At 39.6% G+C, this 18,782-nt stretch carries 22 protein-coding genes; 16 read left to right on the top strand and 6 right to left on the bottom strand.

What is annotated here, in order from left to right:
- Window positions 1-132: 132 nt before the first annotated feature.
- Window positions 133-1,200, top strand: a complete 1,068-nt coding sequence (locus MUG87_RS05550) for a Ger(x)C family spore germination protein (RefSeq protein ID WP_247086326.1) — start codon at window positions 133-135, stop codon at window positions 1,198-1,200.
- A 193-nt stretch (window positions 1,201-1,393) separates the two neighbouring features.
- Here MUG87_RS05550 and MUG87_RS05545 read toward each other — a convergent pair whose 3' ends face one another.
- Entirely contained in the window at window positions 1,394-1,624 is a 231-nt protein-coding gene (locus tag MUG87_RS05545; protein WP_247086324.1) for a hypothetical protein, read from the bottom strand.
- Window positions 1,625-1,914: 290 nt separating this feature from the next.
- Here MUG87_RS05545 and miaA point away from each other — a divergent pair, with 290 nt between their 5' ends.
- Together miaA and hfq are read left to right on the top strand one after the other, a co-directional pair.
- Entirely contained in the window at window positions 1,915-2,850 is a 936-nt protein-coding gene (gene miaA / locus MUG87_RS05540; protein ID WP_247086322.1) for a tRNA (adenosine(37)-N6)-dimethylallyltransferase MiaA, read from the top strand.
- Between the two features lie 39 nt (window positions 2,851-2,889).
- Window positions 2,890-3,114 carry an RNA chaperone Hfq gene (gene hfq, locus MUG87_RS05535; RefSeq protein WP_028399070.1) on the top strand — a complete coding sequence of 75 codons (225 nt, stop codon included), beginning with the start codon at window positions 2,890-2,892 and terminating at the stop codon, window positions 3,112-3,114.
- 28 nt (window positions 3,115-3,142) lie between these two features.
- Here hfq and MUG87_RS05530 read toward each other — a convergent pair whose 3' ends face one another.
- The gene (locus tag MUG87_RS05530) at window positions 3,143-4,126 is read right to left on the bottom strand and encodes a tyrosine-type recombinase/integrase (RefSeq protein WP_247086320.1); all 984 of its coding nucleotides are present in this window, start codon (window positions 4,124-4,126) and stop codon (window positions 3,143-3,145) included.
- A gap of 136 nt (window positions 4,127-4,262) precedes the next feature.
- On the opposite strand from MUG87_RS05530, the gene spoVK reads away from it, so the two are divergent.
- Window positions 4,263-5,216 (top strand): stage V sporulation protein K, encoded by a 954-nt coding sequence (gene spoVK / locus MUG87_RS05525; protein WP_247086318.1) that lies wholly within the window; start codon window positions 4,263-4,265, stop codon window positions 5,214-5,216.
- A 41-nt stretch (window positions 5,217-5,257) separates the two neighbouring features.
- Entirely contained in the window at window positions 5,258-5,830 is a 573-nt protein-coding gene (locus MUG87_RS05520) for a poly-gamma-glutamate hydrolase family protein (protein WP_247086316.1), read from the top strand.
- A gap of 31 nt (window positions 5,831-5,861) precedes the next feature.
- Here MUG87_RS05520 and MUG87_RS05515 read toward each other — a convergent pair whose 3' ends face one another.
- The 3 genes from MUG87_RS05515 to MUG87_RS05505 form a co-directional block, all read right to left on the bottom strand.
- On the bottom strand, window positions 5,862-6,002 hold the full coding sequence (locus tag MUG87_RS05515; RefSeq protein ID WP_247086313.1) for a hypothetical protein: 141 nt from the start codon (window positions 6,000-6,002) through the stop codon (window positions 5,862-5,864).
- 5 nt (window positions 6,003-6,007) lie between these two features.
- Window positions 6,008-6,148: a hypothetical protein gene (locus MUG87_RS05510; RefSeq protein ID WP_247086311.1), complete on the bottom strand. Its 141-nt coding sequence runs from the start codon at window positions 6,146-6,148 to the stop codon at window positions 6,008-6,010.
- A 65-nt stretch (window positions 6,149-6,213) separates the two neighbouring features.
- A complete protein-coding gene (locus MUG87_RS05505; protein ID WP_247086309.1) occupies window positions 6,214-6,837 on the bottom strand; it encodes a trimeric intracellular cation channel family protein in 624 nt (207 codons plus the stop codon).
- A gap of 140 nt (window positions 6,838-6,977) precedes the next feature.
- Between MUG87_RS05505 and hflX the strand changes: the two genes are divergently transcribed.
- The 6 genes from hflX to MUG87_RS05475 all read left to right on the top strand — a co-directional run bounded on the left by hflX (window position 6,978) and on the right by MUG87_RS05475 (window position 13,206).
- On the top strand, window positions 6,978-8,252 hold the full coding sequence (hflX, locus tag MUG87_RS05500) for a GTPase HflX (protein ID WP_247086307.1): 1,275 nt from the start codon (window positions 6,978-6,980) through the stop codon (window positions 8,250-8,252).
- Window positions 8,245-9,510 (top strand): methionine gamma-lyase family protein, encoded by a 1,266-nt coding sequence (locus MUG87_RS05495; protein WP_247087521.1) that lies wholly within the window; start codon window positions 8,245-8,247, stop codon window positions 9,508-9,510. The genes hflX and MUG87_RS05495 overlap by 8 nt, the downstream gene beginning before the upstream one ends.
- A 229-nt stretch (window positions 9,511-9,739) precedes the next feature.
- Window positions 9,740-10,084 (top strand): MerR family transcriptional regulator, encoded by a 345-nt coding sequence (locus MUG87_RS05490; RefSeq protein ID WP_247087519.1) that lies wholly within the window; start codon window positions 9,740-9,742, stop codon window positions 10,082-10,084.
- Window positions 10,085-10,136: 52 nt separating this feature from the next.
- Window positions 10,137-11,471 carry a type I glutamate--ammonia ligase gene (gene glnA / locus MUG87_RS05485; RefSeq protein ID WP_124563730.1) on the top strand — a complete coding sequence of 445 codons (1,335 nt, stop codon included), beginning with the start codon at window positions 10,137-10,139 and terminating at the stop codon, window positions 11,469-11,471.
- A gap of 619 nt (window positions 11,472-12,090) precedes the next feature.
- On the top strand, window positions 12,091-12,615 hold the full coding sequence (locus MUG87_RS05480) for a DUF6843 domain-containing protein (RefSeq protein ID WP_247086305.1): 525 nt from the start codon (window positions 12,091-12,093) through the stop codon (window positions 12,613-12,615).
- A gap of 387 nt (window positions 12,616-13,002) precedes the next feature.
- Complete coding sequence (locus tag MUG87_RS05475) at window positions 13,003-13,206, top strand: hypothetical protein (RefSeq protein ID WP_247086303.1); 204 nt, start codon at window positions 13,003-13,005, stop codon at window positions 13,204-13,206.
- Between the two features lie 70 nt (window positions 13,207-13,276).
- On the opposite strand, the gene lexA is transcribed toward MUG87_RS05475, so the two are convergent.
- On the bottom strand, window positions 13,277-13,891 hold the full coding sequence (lexA, locus tag MUG87_RS05470) for a transcriptional repressor LexA (protein WP_247086300.1): 615 nt from the start codon (window positions 13,889-13,891) through the stop codon (window positions 13,277-13,279).
- A 192-nt stretch (window positions 13,892-14,083) separates the two neighbouring features.
- Between lexA and MUG87_RS05465 the strand changes: the two genes are divergently transcribed.
- The 5 genes from MUG87_RS05465 (at window position 14,084) to sirA (ending at window position 18,715) form a co-directional block, all read left to right on the top strand.
- Window positions 14,084-14,737, top strand: a complete 654-nt coding sequence (locus MUG87_RS05465) for a YneB family resolvase-like protein (protein ID WP_247086298.1) — start codon at window positions 14,084-14,086, stop codon at window positions 14,735-14,737.
- A 39-nt stretch (window positions 14,738-14,776) separates the two neighbouring features.
- Window positions 14,777-15,016: a DUF896 domain-containing protein gene (locus tag MUG87_RS05460; RefSeq protein WP_247086296.1), complete on the top strand. Its 240-nt coding sequence runs from the start codon at window positions 14,777-14,779 to the stop codon at window positions 15,014-15,016.
- A 170-nt stretch (window positions 15,017-15,186) separates the two neighbouring features.
- Window positions 15,187-15,657, top strand: coding sequence for a CarD family transcriptional regulator (locus MUG87_RS05455; RefSeq protein ID WP_247086294.1), 471 nt, complete (start codon window positions 15,187-15,189; stop codon window positions 15,655-15,657).
- A 361-nt stretch (window positions 15,658-16,018) separates the two neighbouring features.
- Window positions 16,019-18,016 carry a transketolase gene (gene tkt / locus MUG87_RS05450; RefSeq protein ID WP_247086292.1) on the top strand — a complete coding sequence of 666 codons (1,998 nt, stop codon included), beginning with the start codon at window positions 16,019-16,021 and terminating at the stop codon, window positions 18,014-18,016.
- A gap of 255 nt (window positions 18,017-18,271) precedes the next feature.
- Entirely contained in the window at window positions 18,272-18,715 is a 444-nt protein-coding gene (sirA, locus tag MUG87_RS05445) for a sporulation inhibitor of replication protein SirA (protein ID WP_247086291.1), read from the top strand.
- The last annotated feature ends 67 nt before the right edge of the window (window positions 18,716-18,782 follow it).

Genomic DNA, 18,782 nt, shown 5'->3' with positions numbered 1-18,782 from the left:
AGCGAGTCAAAGGGAGGCCTCGCAGACGCATAGCGCTGAGGAGGCTCCCTGACCGCCTGTGGAAAGCGAACCCCGTAACGGAAATCAACAACACACTTTAACAGAGCCAAAGAAAAAGATAGGGTGACATAAGTGAAGGTAAGAATATTTATATTGATACATATATTGTTGCTTACAAGTTGTGTATCACCTAAAGTGATTGATGAGCTTCCGGTAATTTTTGTTGTCGGATATGATTCGGAAGTAAATAAAAAGATGAAAGCAACTGTTGCTTCACAAGTATTTAATAGAGACCAATCAAGCTCAATATATACGTACACAGCTAGTAGTCATACAAGTAAAGGATTACGTAATCAACTCAGTGCAATTCAAAAGCCCATTACAATTGGAAAGATAGCTGTTATTTTATTTAGTGAAGAAATGGCTTTTGAGGGGATCGAGCGCATTTTAGATAGCTATTTGCGGGATGCTACTGTCGGTAGACTAGTTACTATAGCAATTGTTGAGGGAGGAAGTGCCCACGATTTAGTCAAATATGATTATGGGTATCCTGAGGGATTAGGGCCGCATATTAAGAATTTAATTAATAAATCAGTTGAATTTTCTAATTTCCCTCGCACAAATTTACATCTATACGATTATATGTATAGAGGAGAAGGAATGGATCCTTATGTGCCCCTTATAACCAAAAAAGGGGATAAGATACAATTAAGAGGGCTTGCTTTATTTAAAAATGATAAAATGGTTGAGAAGTTAAACCTTGAGGATACATTTGTTTTTAATTTAATGAATGAAAAATCAGATATTGGTGTTCATGAGCTTAAAGTAAATCATAGTGGCTATGCAAGCTTGCAGCAAGTCTCTTCTAATGTTAAATACAGAATTGAAAATCATGAAAGTGTTCCCACGGTTTATATTAATATAAATGTAAAAGGATCTATTAGTGAATATTCTGGTTTGCAAATCAATACTAAAGTGGAACACATGATTCAAAAAGCTCTAGAAAGAAAAATAGAACATAAAGGGAGAAAGTTAATGGAAAGATTTCAGAGCTTAAAAATAGATCCATTATGTATTGGTGATAGAGTCAGAAGTCAAACAAGACAATTTAATGTAACAAAGTGGCACCAAATATATCCCACAGCCAAAATTGTAGTAAAGGCAAATGTTCAGATATCTGGAAGTGGGGTTGTGAGATAATTTGATTAAACTAAAATTATGTTGGAGTAAAATTGAATGTAGTATGCATTAAAATAATTACTACATCTATATAATTGAGATGCTAGAGTGCAAGCAGATTTTTTGCAAGTGTAAAGGTAATGTTTTTAAATAAAACATATTGAACAAGCAGACTAAAAATCGTCTGCTTGTTTTGGGCGCATATAAATGCTTCCTAAAACGGATATACAGCTCGCCCTGTTAACAGATTATATGCAGCATTAAATTTACTTTCAATATAATCCCAGTTTTGCTCTTCAGCTAGTATTCCTTGACATGCGCGCATGAGGCATAGTAATGAAAAGTCGAGCTCTTCTTGTGAAACAGGAAGTGGACTTGTGGAAACGTTTATAATCATTTCATCTAATAAGGCTTGTACACGTTCTTGTCTCAATTCGGTTTTCATACGATTCCTCCTTTTTATCAACCTATGCATCATATAGACAAACTATGTTAAATAAGCTACAATTTTTGTGGCATGTAAAAATCATATTCTTTTTAGATAGGAGACAAGAATCAGCTGTTTGTAGGAGTGGTAAAGACCTACATAGCTTATATTAAAATGTAGAATGTATTCATCTATATTACTAGATGTGCACAAGTTGTTTTGAAATTTCAATTACCATAATGGTTGACTTCTAATAAAGCTGGATATACTGTCTAAATGGATAATTTTATACAAAGAGAGTGAAATTGATGAGTGCAGCAGCAAAACAAAAAGTTATTGTTATTGTGGGGCCAACAGCAGTGGGCAAAACAAAACTGAGTATTGAGCTTGCTAAAATGTTTAATGGTGAGATCATCAGTGGCGATTCTATGCAAGTGTATAAGGGGATGGATATTGGTACAGCAAAAGTAACCAAAGAGGAACAAGAAGGCATCCCGCATTATATGCTTGATATAAAGGAACCTCAGGAATCTTTTTCAGTAGCGGAGTTTCAGACGTTGGTGAGAGAGCATATTGCCGATATTGCAGGACGAGGTAAATTACCGATTATTGTTGGTGGGACAGGATTATACATACAAGCAGCCCTATATGATTATCAATTTACTGAAAATCGGGGCAATCAAGAGTATCGTGAAAAAATGGAGGCATTTGTGGCCAGTGAAGGCGGCAATGCTTTATTTGAAAGATTAAAGCAGGTGGACCCAGAGAGTGCGTCTCGCATCCATCCCAATAATATAAGACGTGTAATCCGAGCTCTTGAAATCTTTGAAACAACTGGAAGGACAATGAGCGAGTCCTTAGAAGCACAGGCTCACGAGCTGTTATATGATGCACTTTTCATTGGCCTTATGATGGAGCGGGAGAAATTGTATAAGCGTATTGATATGCGTGTGGATATGATGATGAAGCAAGGGCTTTTAGAGGAAGTAAGTCATTTGTATGAAACAGGAATTCGAGACTGTCAGTCTATTCAAGCAATTGGCTACAAAGAGCTGTATGCTTATTTAGAAAATAGAATAAGCTTAAAAGAGGCGGTGAATGTGTTAAAAACCAATTCAAGAAGATATGCAAAGCGGCAACTTACATGGTTCCGTAACAAAGAACACGTTATGTGGTTTGACGTGACAGAAGAGCCGAAAATACAAGAAATTTCACATAAAGTGGAAGGATTGCTGAAACTTTAGTAGAATAGAGGTAAATAGAGAAAAAGAGGAGGATTTTACATGAAGCAGTCAATTAATATTCAAGATCAATTTTTAAACCAACTTCGCAAGGATAATACATACGTGACGCTGTATTTGCTAAACGGTTTTCAATTAAGAGGACTTATTAAAGGTTTTGATAATTTTACAGTTCTTTTGGAAACTGATGGCAAGCAACAGCTTATTTATAAACACGCCATCTCCACATTCGTTCCACAAAAAAATGTAAGTATTGAATTAGAATAGTAAAAAACCTCTGTAAAGAGGTTTTTTTTTATTCTTTATTCCTCATATAGTCGTAGTAGCGCTTTAATGAGAGCTTTGTTTTAAATCCCATTTGTTTTACGATTTCTGATTCGCTTACCTTTTCCTGAATGAGACGCAGAATATATGTGTTGCGCAAATGTTGAGCGGATATACCTTTTCGCAGTCCAGCCCTCGCTACCTCTTGCCGAATCATTTTTTGTACAGCTATTTCCGTCAAACTCTTTGGCGCATCGTTATCATACACCCACCGATATGTGTTTCGATTGAAATCAAATGCGACAAATACAGGATCGTTTGTATGGTATTTCGGCCTAACAGCTTCTGGAATTATTTTATAGTAACTATATAATCTTTGTTTATCCTCTAATGTTAGACAAATAGTACGAGCAATTCCTGAAACTGGTGGAATAGTGATGGAGTTGTTTTCAAAGTGGATGTGATGCATGTTCAATGAAACAAGTTCTTGTAAGGATAAACCATAATCCACTAGCAGCATGACAATGCAAAAATTGCGATCCATCAAAAGGGGACGTACTGGTAACTGTTTATCAGATAAACCTTCTAACGACATGATGATGTTCTTTAGACGAAATTCTTCTTGTTCGGAAATAAAATCTTCGTCCCGTAAAGCGCGGTCAGGTTGAATGATGAAATCCATATGCTTGACTGGATTGACTAAAGTGGGATTATCGAGCTGTAAAAAGCGGTACATTCTGTTTAAAACAATAAAAATGCGATGCATTGTTTTTTCAGAATAGTGACGAGTAGCTTTTAAGTCAGAAAAGTAATTTTCATAGTCTTTTGTGGTTAATGTAGACCATATACTAGTAGAAGAAATATCCAGTTGCTTGCGAGTCCAATGAATAAAATCTTCCAAATCATATATATAGCGTTTTATAGTTGATTGTTTTCTTCCCTTGCTGGTTAAATATGCGGCGAATTCCCGTACAGATTCGTGTAAGCTTGTATCTTCATCTTTTTTGACTTGCATACATTCACCACCCATTCATTTTCATAAATTATAACAGAAAATGGTGGTAAGTGTGTATTCATTGGGTAAGAATGTCCGCACTGAGCACAACTCATCAATGCATACACGTATGTGTTCTGCTAATTGGAGGTGGCTTATGGACCAGTCCATACGCAAAAATAATAAAAATCAAATTAACATTGTATTAAATCATAGAAAAAAAGAAAGCGTTCCTCTTCCACCACAGAAAGTATTAACGGAAAACGTGGCTACCAAGCATGACATGCTCAGACAAGTAGAGGAGGAAATGGGGCGCTTGGTCGGTATGGAGGACTTGAAAAAGATTATTAAAGAAATATATGCTTGGATCTATGTGAATAAAAAAAGGCAAGAAATGGGCTTGAAAGCGGAAAAGCAGGTTCTCCACATGCTATTTAAAGGAAATCCTGGTACAGGAAAGACGACTGTTGCACGTATTATCGGCAAATTATTATTTCAAATGAATGTATTATCTAAAGGGCATTTAATTGAGGCGGAACGTGCAGATTTGGTGGGAGAATACATTGGTCATACAGCTCAAAAAACTCGTGATCTGATAAAAAAGGCAATGGGTGGCATTTTATTCGTGGATGAAGCCTATTCGTTGGCTAGGGGTGGAGAAAAAGATTTTGGAAAAGAAGCGATCGACACTTTGGTAAAGCATATGGAAGATAAGCAACACGATTTTGTTTTAATATTGGCTGGATATTCTAGAGAGATGAATCATTTCCTATCTTTAAATCCAGGTCTGCAATCCCGTTTTCCTTTTATTGTTGAGTTTCCGGATTATACGGTCAATCAACTGATTGAAATTGGAAGACGCATGTATGAAGAACGTGAGTATCAACTCTCAAGAGAAGCGGAATGGAAGCTGCGCGACCATTTAAATGCGGTCAAGTACTCTTCAGGCATTACCTCCTTTAGCAACGGGCGCTATGTACGGAATATCGTTGAGAAATCTGTGCGATCACAAGCAATGAGATTGCTGTCGCAGGATTCTTACGATAAATTTGATTTGCTTACAATTTCAGGAAGTGATTTAGAATGTGATGAAGAGCCGCCTATTTTATAAGTTAGGCGGTTTTTTCGCATACTATAAAGGGGAGGTGTGCGATGCATACGTACGAAAATTTTGCAAAGCTGGCGCAGTCCGAGGTGGAGCATATAGATTATCAAATCTTATGTGTAAGCAGAAATACTGAAATAACGGTGCTTGCTATTCACGGTGGAACAATTGAGCCGGGAACTTCAGAGTTAGCCAGTGATATTGCAGAGGCTTTACATGCGAGCTTTTATACATTTCAAGGGTTAAAAAACAACCCCAAACTTCATATTACATCAGCTCGATTTGATGAACCAAGAGCGGTAGCGCTTGTACAAACATCATCATATGTAGTTTCGGTACATGGAGCCTATGGTGACACAGCTGTGACCTATATAGGAGGAAATGATGAAGAGTTGAAACAAGTGGCCACAGCAAACTTGTTAGATGCGGGCTTTTTAGTAAAGGAAGCGCCCCATGAAATCAACGGTGATAGTCCTAAAAATATTGTGAACCGCAGTAAAAAGGGGAGAGGTTTGCAGCTCGAGTTGACCAAAGCGCAGCGCAAATTATTACAAATGAGTATGCAGGCCTATGATGCTTATGTACATGCAATTGTACAAGCAGTAAAAAAAGTAATGTAAGGCACGAAACAATTCGTTCCGTGCCTACCGTTTATATCCTTGTGTTGCTTGTTTTGGCGCGATTTTCAAGCTGGCTTTTTGGACTGTAGTTACCTTCTCCTGGTGTTATACCCTGTGGATTTACACTGTTTGCCGCTTGTCCGCGATTCCGTTGGTTATTACCTTTTGCCATGTTTTTCACTCCTTTTCTTTTGCTCGTTGTATGTGAAGCTGATGATGCTTCTCCATTTTTTTGCTTTTTCCGTACGCAGATTCCGGTGTTTGCCCTGAGTGATCTACTGAGCTTTTTTGCTTGCCTTTGTTTACGTGATTGGTCATATGTTACACCCCCTTTTGTATAGTATGGCTTTTCTACATATAAAAAAACGCCGTATGTGGCGTTTTCAGCTGTCAATAGACTTTGATGAATTTGTCAAGGATTTAATAGGTAAATGCCAGTTGTAATAAATAGATAACATACGACATACGACAATGACGATAAACAGTAGATACATATGAATTGGTGCTGCGACAAGATTTGTTCCAACAGCAAACCCAGCTAAAATCGTCCAGAATGCGTATACTTCCGCACGCAGTACGAGAGGCTTTCTTTTTGCCAGCACATCTCGGATGACACCGCCGCCCGTTCCTGTTAAAACGGCTGCGACAATCGTGGCGCTTAGTGGTAAGTTTAACTTTTGAGCATATAAAGCACCTTGAATAGAAAAGGCGGAAAGACCGATTGCATCCGTGATGTTTTCCCATCTCTTCCAATGTTTCATTAGTTTATGTGGAAATAAAAAGATAATTGTCATTGATAAAAGAGCGATTTGAAACAATACATCTTGTTTCCAAAATGCTTCAACCGGATATCCTATAAGTAAGTTGCGCAAGGCACCGCCGCCAAACGCTGTAGCCATTCCCAGAATGTAAACGCCAAAAATATCGTACTCTTCTTCCATGGCAACAATAGCACCGCTTACAGCGAAGGCAATCGTACCAATAATGCTAAATAACTCCCATGTCATGCTGCAATCTCTCCCGATGAATGATAAGCTTCCACATCAATCATATGATAAGGCTTATAAGGATTGTATGTAGAAGAAAAATGCTTCCTCTGCTATTATAGTAGAAGGTTGAAGTTTCGAAAAGAAAGATGTGAAAATATTTGGAGAAAGAAAAAGCAATTTTAGTGGGCTGTCAGCTACCAACAGATTCAGATGACCGATTTACATATTCAATGGAAGAGTTAGCATCACTTACAAAAACTGCGCAAGCAGAAGTGATTTTAGCAACAACACAAAAGCGGACGAGATTTCATCCTGCTACCTATATCGGAAAAGGAAAACTAGAGGAATTGGCTGCGCTTGTCAAAGAAACAGAGCCAGATGTTGTTATTTTTAATAACGAATTAACACCGAGTCAGATTCGCAACTTGTCAAATGAGCTGGAAGCGCGTGTTATTGATCGCACACAACTAATTTTAGATATTTTTGCGCAGCGTGCGAAATCGCGCGAAGGTAAGCTACAGGTAGAGCTAGCACAGCTAAAATACGCCTTGCCTCGCCTTGTAGGACAGGGAGAAGGGTTATCCCGCCTTGGTGGAGGTATTGGTACGCGTGGTCCGGGTGAAACAAAGCTTGAAACAGACCGTCGTCATATCCGTAGTCGCATCGATGAAATTACAGGACAGCTGGCGGTCATTGTGGAGCACCGCAAGCGCTATCGTGAGCGCCGGAAACAAAACAGCACCTTTCAAATTTCGTTGGTGGGCTACACAAATGCTGGTAAGTCGACACTCTTCAATCGTTTGACAATGGCAGATACGTTTGAAGAAAATTTGTTGTTTGCAACGCTCGACCCAACGACGCGTAAAATGCAGCTACCATGCGGCTATACTGTTTTATTAACAGACACAGTTGGATTTATTCAGGATTTGCCTACAGCATTAATTGCCGCGTTTCGCTCTACACTAGAAGAGGTAAACGAGGCAGATTTTATTTTACATGTGGTAGATTCATCTGACGCGAACTATGCAGGACATGAAAAGACAGTAAAGACTCTGCTGCGTGAAATGGAGGCAGAGCAAATCCCTGCTCTTACCCTATATAATAAAAAAGATAGAACAGGACCGTCTTTTATTCCGTCTCCCCATGGTGAGCACGTTCATGTTAGTGCGTTTAATACAGAAGATTTACAAATGCTCAGAAATTGCATTGAAGCTGAGATGAAAAAGTTAATGAATCCTTATCATATTCAAGTTCCAGCTAAAGAAGGACGCTTACTTACACTTTTGCGGACGGAAACCATCTTAGAAGAAATGACGTTTTGTGAAGATACACATCTGTACGTATGTGTAGGATACGTGTTTGCGAATTCTCCGCTCAACGGACAAATAAACAGATATACAGCACGAAAAGGAGAAGAGAAATTTGATGTTTAACAGATTAAAGCATGGGGAACAGTTGGCCCCGCTTGTACAAGAGACTGAGGCAATGATTGCCGCTGCTCATAAACGAGTAGATGATATTGCGGAAAGTAATCAATTCCGCGTTTTAGAAAGCTTTCGCAAGCATAAAATCAGTGACTCTCATTTTATTCCAACAACAGGATATGGCTATGACGATATTGGCAGAGATACACTTGAAAAAGTATATGCTGATGTATTCGGTGGAGAAGCAGGGCTGGTACGTCCGCAAATCATATCCGGTACACATGCCATTTCTACGGCGCTCTTTGGTGTGTTGCGCCCTGGTGACGAACTTGTTTATATTACAGGTAAACCGTATGATACGCTGGAAGAAATCGTAGGTATTCGCGGCAAAGGCATCGGCTCATTTAGAGAGTATAACATTGGCTATCGCACTGTTGATTTGCTCAATGGCGGGGTGGATTGGGAACGTGTTAAAGAAGCTATTAGCCCGCAAACGAAGATGATTGGCATTCAGCGTTCCAAAGGTTATGCAACAAGACCGTCGTTTACTGTGGCCGAAATTGCGGAAATGATTCGATTTGTAAAAGAAGTTAAGCCGGATGTTGTAGTGTTTGTAGATAATTGTTACGGTGAATTTGCAGAGGAGTTGGAGCCTTGTCATGTGGGAGCAGATTTAATTGCGGGTTCACTTATTAAAAATCCTGGTGGCGGCATTGTCAAAACCGGTGGCTATATTGTCGGCAAAAAGCAATACGTAGAGGCGTGTGCGTATCGCCTCACTTCACCTGGTATCGGAGCGGAGGCTGGGGCGTCTTTATACAGCTTACAGGAAATGTATCAAGGCTTTTTCTTGGCCCCCTACGTAACAGCACAAGCCATAAAAGGAGCTATTTTCACGGCAGCCTTTTTAGAAAAGCTTGGTATGAACACATCCCCTAGATGGGATATGCCGCGAACAGATTTAATTCAATCCGTGCAATTTGATGACCGTGAGCGCATGATTGCCTTTTGTCAGGCCATTCAATATGCATCTCCAATTAACTCGCATTTTACGCCGTATCCGAATTATATGCCCGGTTATGAAGATGATGTCATCATGGCAGCTGGTACATTCATTCAAGGCGCTAGCATTGAATTATCCGCAGACGGTCCCATTCGTCCGCCGTATGTTGCTTATGTACAAGGTGGCCTCACTTATTCACATGTTAAAATTGCAATTTGTTCTGCCATCGATTCGTTACTCGAAAAGGGGCTACTTTCTTTATAAAGTTTCTGTAAAAAGAGCAGGGCTTGGGCATATAAATAAGGTGTACACATAGGATAAAAAGGTCATCTCATTTGGCGTGGAAACGGTTAAAAATAAATGTCATAAAAGCTAACATTTGTTGACACTATACATACCATAATATAAAATAAAGGCATGTTAAGGAGAAGGAGGAATTGAAGTGAGCAATCACGATCGACGCTCTACTCCGCTGTTTCCAATCGGTATTGTTATGAACCTAACGCAGCTATCTGCTCGCCAAATTCGCTACTATGAAGAGCACGGTCTCATCACACCGGTACGAACAGAAGGCAACCGCAGGCATTATTCTTTCAATGATGTCGATAAATTGCTTGAAATTAAAGATTTGCTTGATCAAGGCTTAAACTTGGCTGGTATTAAGCAAGTATTGGAGTTAAAAGCCACAGGTCAGGTGCAGCCGCCTCCAGTGTCTGAGGAGTCAAAACAAATTTCCGACGCAGAGCTCCGCAAGCTGCTTCGCGACGAACTGCATCAAGCGGGTCGTTTTAATCGCACTTCGCTTCGACAGGGCGATATGTCCCGATTTTTTCACTGATATTGGTTTTACATGTTTTCCATATAAAATGTTAATCAGGGGGAATCAGAAAATGGCAAAGTTTACAAAAGAAGACATTTTTCGTTTTGCGCAAGAAGAGAACGTTAAGTACATTCGTTTGCAATTTACCGACCTTTTAGGAATTATTAAAAACGTAGAAATTCCTGTAAGCCAGCTTGAAAAAGCATTGGAGAATAAAATGATGTTCGACGGTTCTTCTATTGAGGGCTTTGTTCGTATTGAGGAATCTGATATGTATCTCTTCCCTGATTTAGATACATGGGTTGTGTTTCCCTGGACTTCCGAGAAGGGGAAAGTAGCTCGCTTAATTTGTGATATTTACAATCCAGATGGCACGCCTTTCGCAGGGGATCCGCGCAATAACCTAAAACGTGTTTTAAAAGAAATGGAAGATCTTGGTTTCACGGATTTTAACTTAGGACCAGAACCAGAGTTTTTCTTGTTTAAGGTAGATGAAAAAGGAAATCCGACGCTTGAACTAAACGACAATGGTGGTTACTTTGATTTAGCACCTACGGACTTAGGTGAAAACTGTCGCCGCGATATTGTGCTTGAGCTAGAGGAGATGGGCTTTGAGATTGAAGCATCTCATCATGAAGTAGCGCCGGGACAACACGAGATCGACTTTAAATATGCAGGCGCATTAAAAGCATGTGATGATATTCAAACATTTAAACTGGTTGTAAAAACAATTGCGCGTAAGCATGGCTTGCATGCAACATTTATGCCAAAACCATTGTTTGGTGTAAACGGATCTGGTATGCACTGTAACCTGTCTCTGTTCCGTGGCAAAGAAAACGCATTTTATGATGAAAATGGTGATCTACAGCTAAGTGAAACAGCACGTCATTTCATTGCGGGTATCTTAAAGCACGCACCAAACTTCACTGCGGTTACAAACCCGACAGTAAACTCTTACAAGCGTCTTGTACCTGGATATGAAGCACCTTGCTACGTGGCGTGGTCCGCTCGCAACCGTAGCCCGCTTATTCGCATTCCAGCATCGCGCGGTCTTAGTACACGTGTAGAAGTGCGCAGTGTAGACCCGGCAGCGAATCCATATTTGGCGCTTTCCGTTCTTCTTGCGGCAGGTCTTGACGGTGTCAAAAACAAACTTGCAGCACCAGCACCAGTAGATCGAAACATCTACGTGATGACGCGTGCTGAGCGCGAAAAAGCGGGTATCGTAGACCTTCCGGCTACACTTGCACAAGCGCTTGAGAACTTAAAAACAGATGAAGTTATCTGCAACGCGCTTGGTGAGCATTTGCTAGAGCACTTTATCGAAGCAAAAGAGATTGAATGGGATATGTTCCGCACACAAGTTCACCCTTGGGAACGCGATCAGTATATGAGCATTTATTAAGCGGAGAAAGCCTTGACACTACTAGTGTTGAGGCTTTTTTCTTGATGTGGGCATAATCTGTTTTATTATAATCTGTATGGATTGCCCACTGACAGGTGCTTTATCAATTCTGTTCAATCTGGAGCTTATACTAAGGTAACATAGGGGGATGTGCCTAGCGATAATGTGTATATTAAGGTTATAGAAACGGCGTTCCAGTAGCAACAATAGCTGGTACTGAGTATATTCATACTAGTAGCAAAATATCTTCGTCTACTAAATCACTTGATGGTTATCTTGCGGCAAATATTTATTATGATATTAAAAGTGCTAAACAGTTACCTGCTGAAACATTTGCTGAAATAAAACCTAAGGGGCAACAAGAACAAATTCCACTCCCTGAGTATGCTAATCCTTTTGTAGAAATGGTAGTAGTTTTGTTTCTGGGGTCACGATCAAACACCTAACCATGAATTTGCTAAGATACTTGAAAATGATTCAGCAATTTATGAGATACTACATGAATCAAAGGTTGCGAGTTTTTATCACTTATTCCCTTTCATGCCTAACGCTGAATTTGCAGGATTTTCTCATAGGTGGGCTGTAAATTGACAGACTGAACTGATTAAGGAGGAGGAAATTGAGTAAAAAACTTGCTATTACTGTACTAACTATTATAGGTCTATTGGTCCTAATGTTTGGATTATGGGTTCGATATATAACAAAACCTGGAACAGATGAAGTATATTTAATTCCTGAAGGGCATACTGGATGTGTATTCGTACTTTATGATATCAAAGATGCGTTGCCTCTAAAGATTAAAAATAAAGTGATTACATACCAAATACCAAAAGATGGTGTTTTGAAAACATCATCTAATGAAACCTTTGGTTGGGCAAGAAAGAGTGGTTCTGGATGGCACGATGTAAAATATTATTATGTAAACGAAAACGGAGCGCGTGTTAAGGAACTGGGAGAAAAAAATATTCATAACCCAGGAAATTCTGGAATAATCTTGGAGGATACAAGTGGTAAAACAGTCAAATTGACTTACAGTGATTTTTTCTTGGGGAGTGAAAAAGATGCGCAAGATCCTTTTCAAGCTTGTTCTAATTTTGCCATGAAAGAAAAGTTATTAAATACCTATATAAAAAGTAACAATTAAATCTAATTTATTAAAAGAAAATAAGCACTATAATATAAACACAGTCTATGACTATTGTTAAAAGATTAATACATTAAAATTAGTAATAATCTAGCTGAAAATGCCATCTATCCAAGTGTCATCGGTTGGAAAAATCGGTTATTTTCTGTCCGTGAATTTAGTGCCAAGTTAATGCGATCAGTATATAAGTATTTATATAAGAAGAGAAAGCTTTGGTATCAATCATACCAAGGCTTTCTCTAATTCAGTAATATTCCATATGTAATCATGAGTAGAGTATAAATACCCAAGCAATTACGCGTGTAACACAACTATTTCTACTAATTCATGAATACGTTTGCAATGTTTTCCGTACATATAAATAACAATAACGGGGAGTTGATGAAGATGCAGCGAAAGATGGTCTATTTAGCATTATGTGATACGTGTGGCACTCCAAAACGTATTACGAAATATGCACTTCGAAATAGTTGGAGAAACAGTGCAGTGACAGAGGAATACTGCCATAATTGCCGACAGCATACTGAAATTCCTGAGCATCTGCGTAAAATTGCGAAAGAGCTGTACTTGTTTCAACATCGTAGTGTGTAAATGGAAGGCTCCCTGCTTTTGAGATGGGGGCTTTTCGGTTGAAATGATAAAAAAGAGCCGGCATGGGCTCTTAGTGAATGTTGCGGTATACACCGACTACTTTTCCGACAATGGAAACCTGCTTTAAGAAGATAGGCGATAGTGTAGCATTTTCCGGTTGTAAGCGGAAATAATCTTTTTCTTTATAGAAGCGCTTCACAGTTGCTTCGTTGTCTTCTGTTAAAGCAACGACAATTTCACCATTATTTGCAGATTGTTGTTGACGAACTACAACCAAATCACCGTCAAGAATGCCTGCTTCAATCATGCTGTCACCTTGTACTGTTAACATGAATACATGATCGGAACTTGAAACGAAGTTGGCAGGGAGCGGGAAATGGTCTTCAATATTTTCAACAGCGGTAATCGGTGAGCCGGCTGTTACTTTACCGACAATTGGGACATGTACGACTGGAAAAGATGCTATATTGTCTTCCTCTAAAATTTCGATCGCACGTGGCTTTGTCGGATCTCGGCGAATATAACCTTTCTCTTCTAAACGAGCAAGGTGACCATGTACAGTAGAGCTGGAAGCGAGACCTACTGCTTGGCCGATTTCTCGTACGGAAGGTGGATAGCCTTTTTCTTGCACCTTTTGTTTAATAAAATTAAAGATGTCCAGCTGTCGTTTTGACAATTTTTCCATAGCATATCACCTCGTTTTGTAAAAAATTATTATAAATAGTATATCATAGCATACTTTGATACACAAACATAAGTTCGAATGTATGTCTTTTTGTGCTATAATATAGAGACTTACATAAAATGATGATCCCTTCCTGCTTAAGAAGGTCTTTTACATGTTCTGCAGGCAAGGTTCAGATTGCGGAGGAGTACAATGAAAGCAGTTATTTATGCCAGGGTGAGCACGAAAAAAGATGTGCAGGAAACATCGCTCACTAGACAGCGTGATGAATTGTTACAAATGGCAGCAAACTACGGTATGCAGGTCGTAAAGGTAATTGAAGAGCAAGCGAGTGGATATGAGATTGAGCGTGAAGGTATTGTAGATATGCTCGATGCGGTAAAAGAGGGAGCGGATGTAGTTTTAATTCAAGACGAGACGCGCCTTGGTAGAGGAAATGCGAAAATTGCCCTTATGCGTTGTTTACAAAAAGAAGGTGTGCGTGTATATACACGTTCTCATAATGGGGAATTACAATTGTCTGATGCAGATTCTATGGTCCTTGATATCATTGCGATTGTGGAAGAGTATCAGCGCAAAATACATAATATGAAGATTAAGCGCGGTATGCAGCGAGCTGTGCAAAATGGTTTTCGCCCCGAGCGCAACTTGAAAAATCAACATATTAATAGCGGACGTGAAAAGAAAGAAGTGCCGATTGAAGAAATTGTTCGTTTACGTAAAAATGAGTTAACCTTTGCTGAAATTGCAGCCACACTTCGCGGTTTTGGGTATGATGTATCAAAAGCGACTGTTCACAGACGTTACCAGGAATACGAACGCGAACAGCTTGATATTGTAAAATAACTGTTGTATGATGTATATCATGAGGAAAGGAGAATGCCCATGTTACCAGCTGAAAAACTAAATCGCATTAATGAACTGGCTCGAAAGGCTAAGGCGCAAGGGCTGACTGAAGAGGAGCAGCAAGAACGTCATGCGCTTCGTCAGGAATACCTAAAAGCGTTTCGGGGCGATATGCTCACTCATTTAAAATCTATGAAAATTGTAGATGAAAAAGGAAACGACGTTACACCGGAAAAGCTCAAGCTGTTAAAAGCGGAAGGCAACGGTTTAGTGAATTAATAAAAGCGGCTTAGGCTGCTTTTTTTTTGTTTGTTTTTAAAAAGAAATATTTCTGAAAAAGATACGATAATATATTGACAACGATAAAAAGTAAATGTTAATATGATATATTTTACTATTTGTTGAAACTCTGTTATACTGATTATAGTAGTATTATGGAGGTGATTCATTTGTTTCAAATAGGTGATAAGATCGTCTACCCTATGCATGGTGCCGGCGTTGTCGAGGCGATTGAAGAAAAGGAAATTTTAGGTGAAACCAGAACATATTATATTATCCACATGCCGATTAATGATATGCAAATTATGATCCCAACCGGGAAAGCTTCTGCGGTAAGATATGTAGTGGACGGTGGTACGCTTGAAGATGTATTGTTTCAATTTGAGCATGGTGAGTCTGATCAATCGGTACCATGGAAACAAAGACACCGCATGAACATGGAAAAAATTAAAACAGGTGCGATATACGAAGGAGCCGAAGTTGTGCGCGATTTAATGCGGCAGCATAAAGGAAAGCCGCTTAATGCAAGCGAAAAGCAGTTATTAGACACGGCTCGTAAAATTTTTGTTAGTGAACTTGCTTTAATTAAAGGGCTGACAGAACGACAAGCTACGGACCTGTTGGAGAGTAAGGTGAGTTAAGAATAGAGTACCTACGCGACAGCGTAGGTATTTTTATTTTTGACTGTGTTTGAGCTTGACGTTACATTAGTAGTCGGCACTTGATGATTGAAATGAGGGTGTTGAGACTAGTGATTTAAAGGGGAGACCGGAGGCACATAGCAGTGAGGGGACTCTCTGAGCGCTTGTGGAAAGCGAATCTCCGTAATCAAAAACAACAACGAATTTGAGCAAAAGCTTTATTTTATTAGGTGTTATTTGTTCACTCTTGTGATTATGAGCAAAAAAGCACATATTTCTGCATACATGTTGTATAATACGATGTGGCAAGCTATCATATATAATGTGCCGCTTGGCAAATTGAATGAAGGGAATGAGTGTTATGTCACATTCAATCGAACAGCTTTCGATTAACACAATTCGTACACTATCTATTGATGCAATTGAAAAAGCAAATTCCGGACATCCGGGCATGCCTATGGGTGCTGCGCCGATGGCCTATACATTATGGACGAAATTTATGAATCATAATCCGGAAAATCCAACTTGGTTTAACCGCGATCGTTTTGTATTATCTGCAGGTCATGGCTCTATGCTGTTATACAGCTTATTACATCTGTGCGGCTATGATATGAGCATGGATGATTTGAAAAACTTCCGTCAATGGGGTAGCAAAACGCCAGGACATCCTGAGTTTGGCCACACACCAGGAGTAGATGCAACAACGGGCCCACTTGGACAAGGTATTGCGACAGCTGTAGGTATGGCAATGGCGGAGCGTCACTTGGCTGCCAAATACAACCGCGATAATTTTAACGTTGTAGATCATTATACATATGTTATCTGCGGAGACGGCGACTTGATGGAAGGTGTATCAGCAGAAGCTTCTTCTTTAGCTGCACACTTACAGCTTGGCCGACTTGTTGTTTTATACGATTCCAATGATATTTCCCTGGATGGCGACTTGCATCGCTCTTTCTCTGAAAGTGTAGAAGATCGTTATAAAGCATATGGCTGGCAAGTTATTCGTGTAGAAGATGGAACAGATGTTGATACGCTTACAAAAGCGTTGGAAGAAGCAAAATCTGATGAAAAACGCCCAACATTAATTGAGGTTAAAACTGTGATTGGCCATGGTTCACCTAATAAATCCGGGAAGTCTGCTTCTCATGGTTCACCGCTTGGCGCAGAAGAAATTAAATTGACTAAAGAAGCTTATCAGTGGACATTTGAGCAAGATTTCCATGTACCTGAAGAAGTATATGCCCACTTCAACCAAACGGTTAAAGAAGCGGGTAAAAAGAAAGAAAGCGAGTGGAAAGCAACATTCGCAGCATATGAGCAAAGCTACCCAGAGCTTGCAAAAGAATTAAAAATGGCGATTGAAGGTAAGCTTCCTGAGGGCTGGGATGCAAATCTGCCTAAATATGAAATGGGTAAATCCATTGCCACACGCGCTTCTTCCGGAGATGCAATTCAAGCCATCGCTGAAAGCGTACCATTCTTCTTTGGTGGTTCTGCAGACCTTGCAGGTTCCAACAATACGTACATGAAGAAAGAAAAAGACTTTACACGCGATGATTACAGCGGCAAGAACATCTGGTATGGTGTGCGTGAATTTGCGATGGGTGCTGCAATGAACGGTATTGCGCTTCATGGAGGTTTAAAAACTTACGGAGGTACATTCTTCGTATTCTCTGATTACCTGCGCCCTGCAATTCGTCTGGCGGCACTTATGCAGCTTCCTGTAACGTATGTATTTACACATGACAGCATCGCAGTAGGAGAAGATGGTCCAACTCACGAACCAGTAGAGCAATTAGCATCGCTTCGTGCAATGCCAGGCATGTCTGTAATTCGTCCTGCAGACGGTAATGAATCTACAGCCGCATGGAAGTTAGCATTAGAGTCTAATAAGCCAACAGCGCTTGTATTAACACGTCAAGCGTTAGCGACATTAGAAGGCGCATTAACAGATACGTATGCCAAAGTGGAAAAAGGTGCATACGTTCTATCACCAAGCAAAAAAGAAACAGCAGATGTATTGCTTTTGGCATCTGGCTCTGAAGTGAACCTAGCTGTAAAGGCTCAGGAAGCTTTAGCTGCAGAAGGCGTGGACGCAGCGGTTATCAGCATGCCTTCCTTCGACCGCTTTGAAGCACAATCTGCTGAATATAAAGAAGCTGTTTTACCAAAAGCAGTAACAAAACGACTTGCAATTGAAATGGGTTCGACTTTCGGTTGGCATCGTTATGTTGGTCTAGACGGAGATGTAATCGGCATTGATACGTTTGGCGCGTCTGCACCAGGTGAAAAAATTATGCAAGAGTACGGCTTTACAGTAGAAAATGTAGTGAAAAAAGCGAAGGCCTTACTATAATGAAAAGAGACTCTCCAACAGGGGAGTCTCTTTTCAAAAGCTGTACTAAAGTTTGATGTACGTGATAAACACATGAGTTTTAACAAGGGCGTTTCAACATACAAGAGTGTAGGTTATAGGTTAAATGTAAACTTTTTCTATGCATAATTTTGATTTTCGACAGAAAAAGTTATTTCTTGCTCCACCTTCAGACAATCCTCTTCTTATTTATCTTTTATAATGAAGAGAAAATAGGTTGTCCAGAGGGGGAGACATGTGAAAACATATCATCTGTACCTAATCCAAGATGACATTGCCAAAACGTATTTTGGGCGTGAATTTTTATTGTTTGACTTATTTTCCCGATTTAGCAATGCCAATTCTTTAACAGAGAAAAAAGTACTATATAAACAAATTCAATTTGTTACAAAACCGATTAAAACAATAAAGCTTCATCATAGAATAGAACAAGCTCTGCAAAGCAGTGTAGCTTATAAAAAAGAAGAAGAATGTCATCTGTTATATGGTGAGCAAGAGGAAAGTTGCACCTTGCGTTTATATCATCGCCATGTTGAGATCCATTCACAAGGAAGCGGAGAATGGGAAACGATATTTTTCGAGGTGCTGCGAAAAAATGAAGCTACATTTTTAGCTATGAACTACCATGAACGCCGTTATGGTTGGTTAAATCCGATTAAGCAAGAAAGGAAGTTCGTGTAAGTAAAAAAATGTCGAATACCTCCTTGTCTTATTGATAAGGTTTTAGTACACTGTAATGTAGACAACA

This window comes from Ectobacillus sp. JY-23, assembly GCF_023022965.1.
Lineage (GTDB): Bacteria > Bacillota > Bacilli > Bacillales > Bacillaceae_G > Ectobacillus.
The sequence above is the reverse complement of the archived record's forward strand: the minus strand, read 5'-3'. Positions and strand labels throughout refer to the sequence as shown.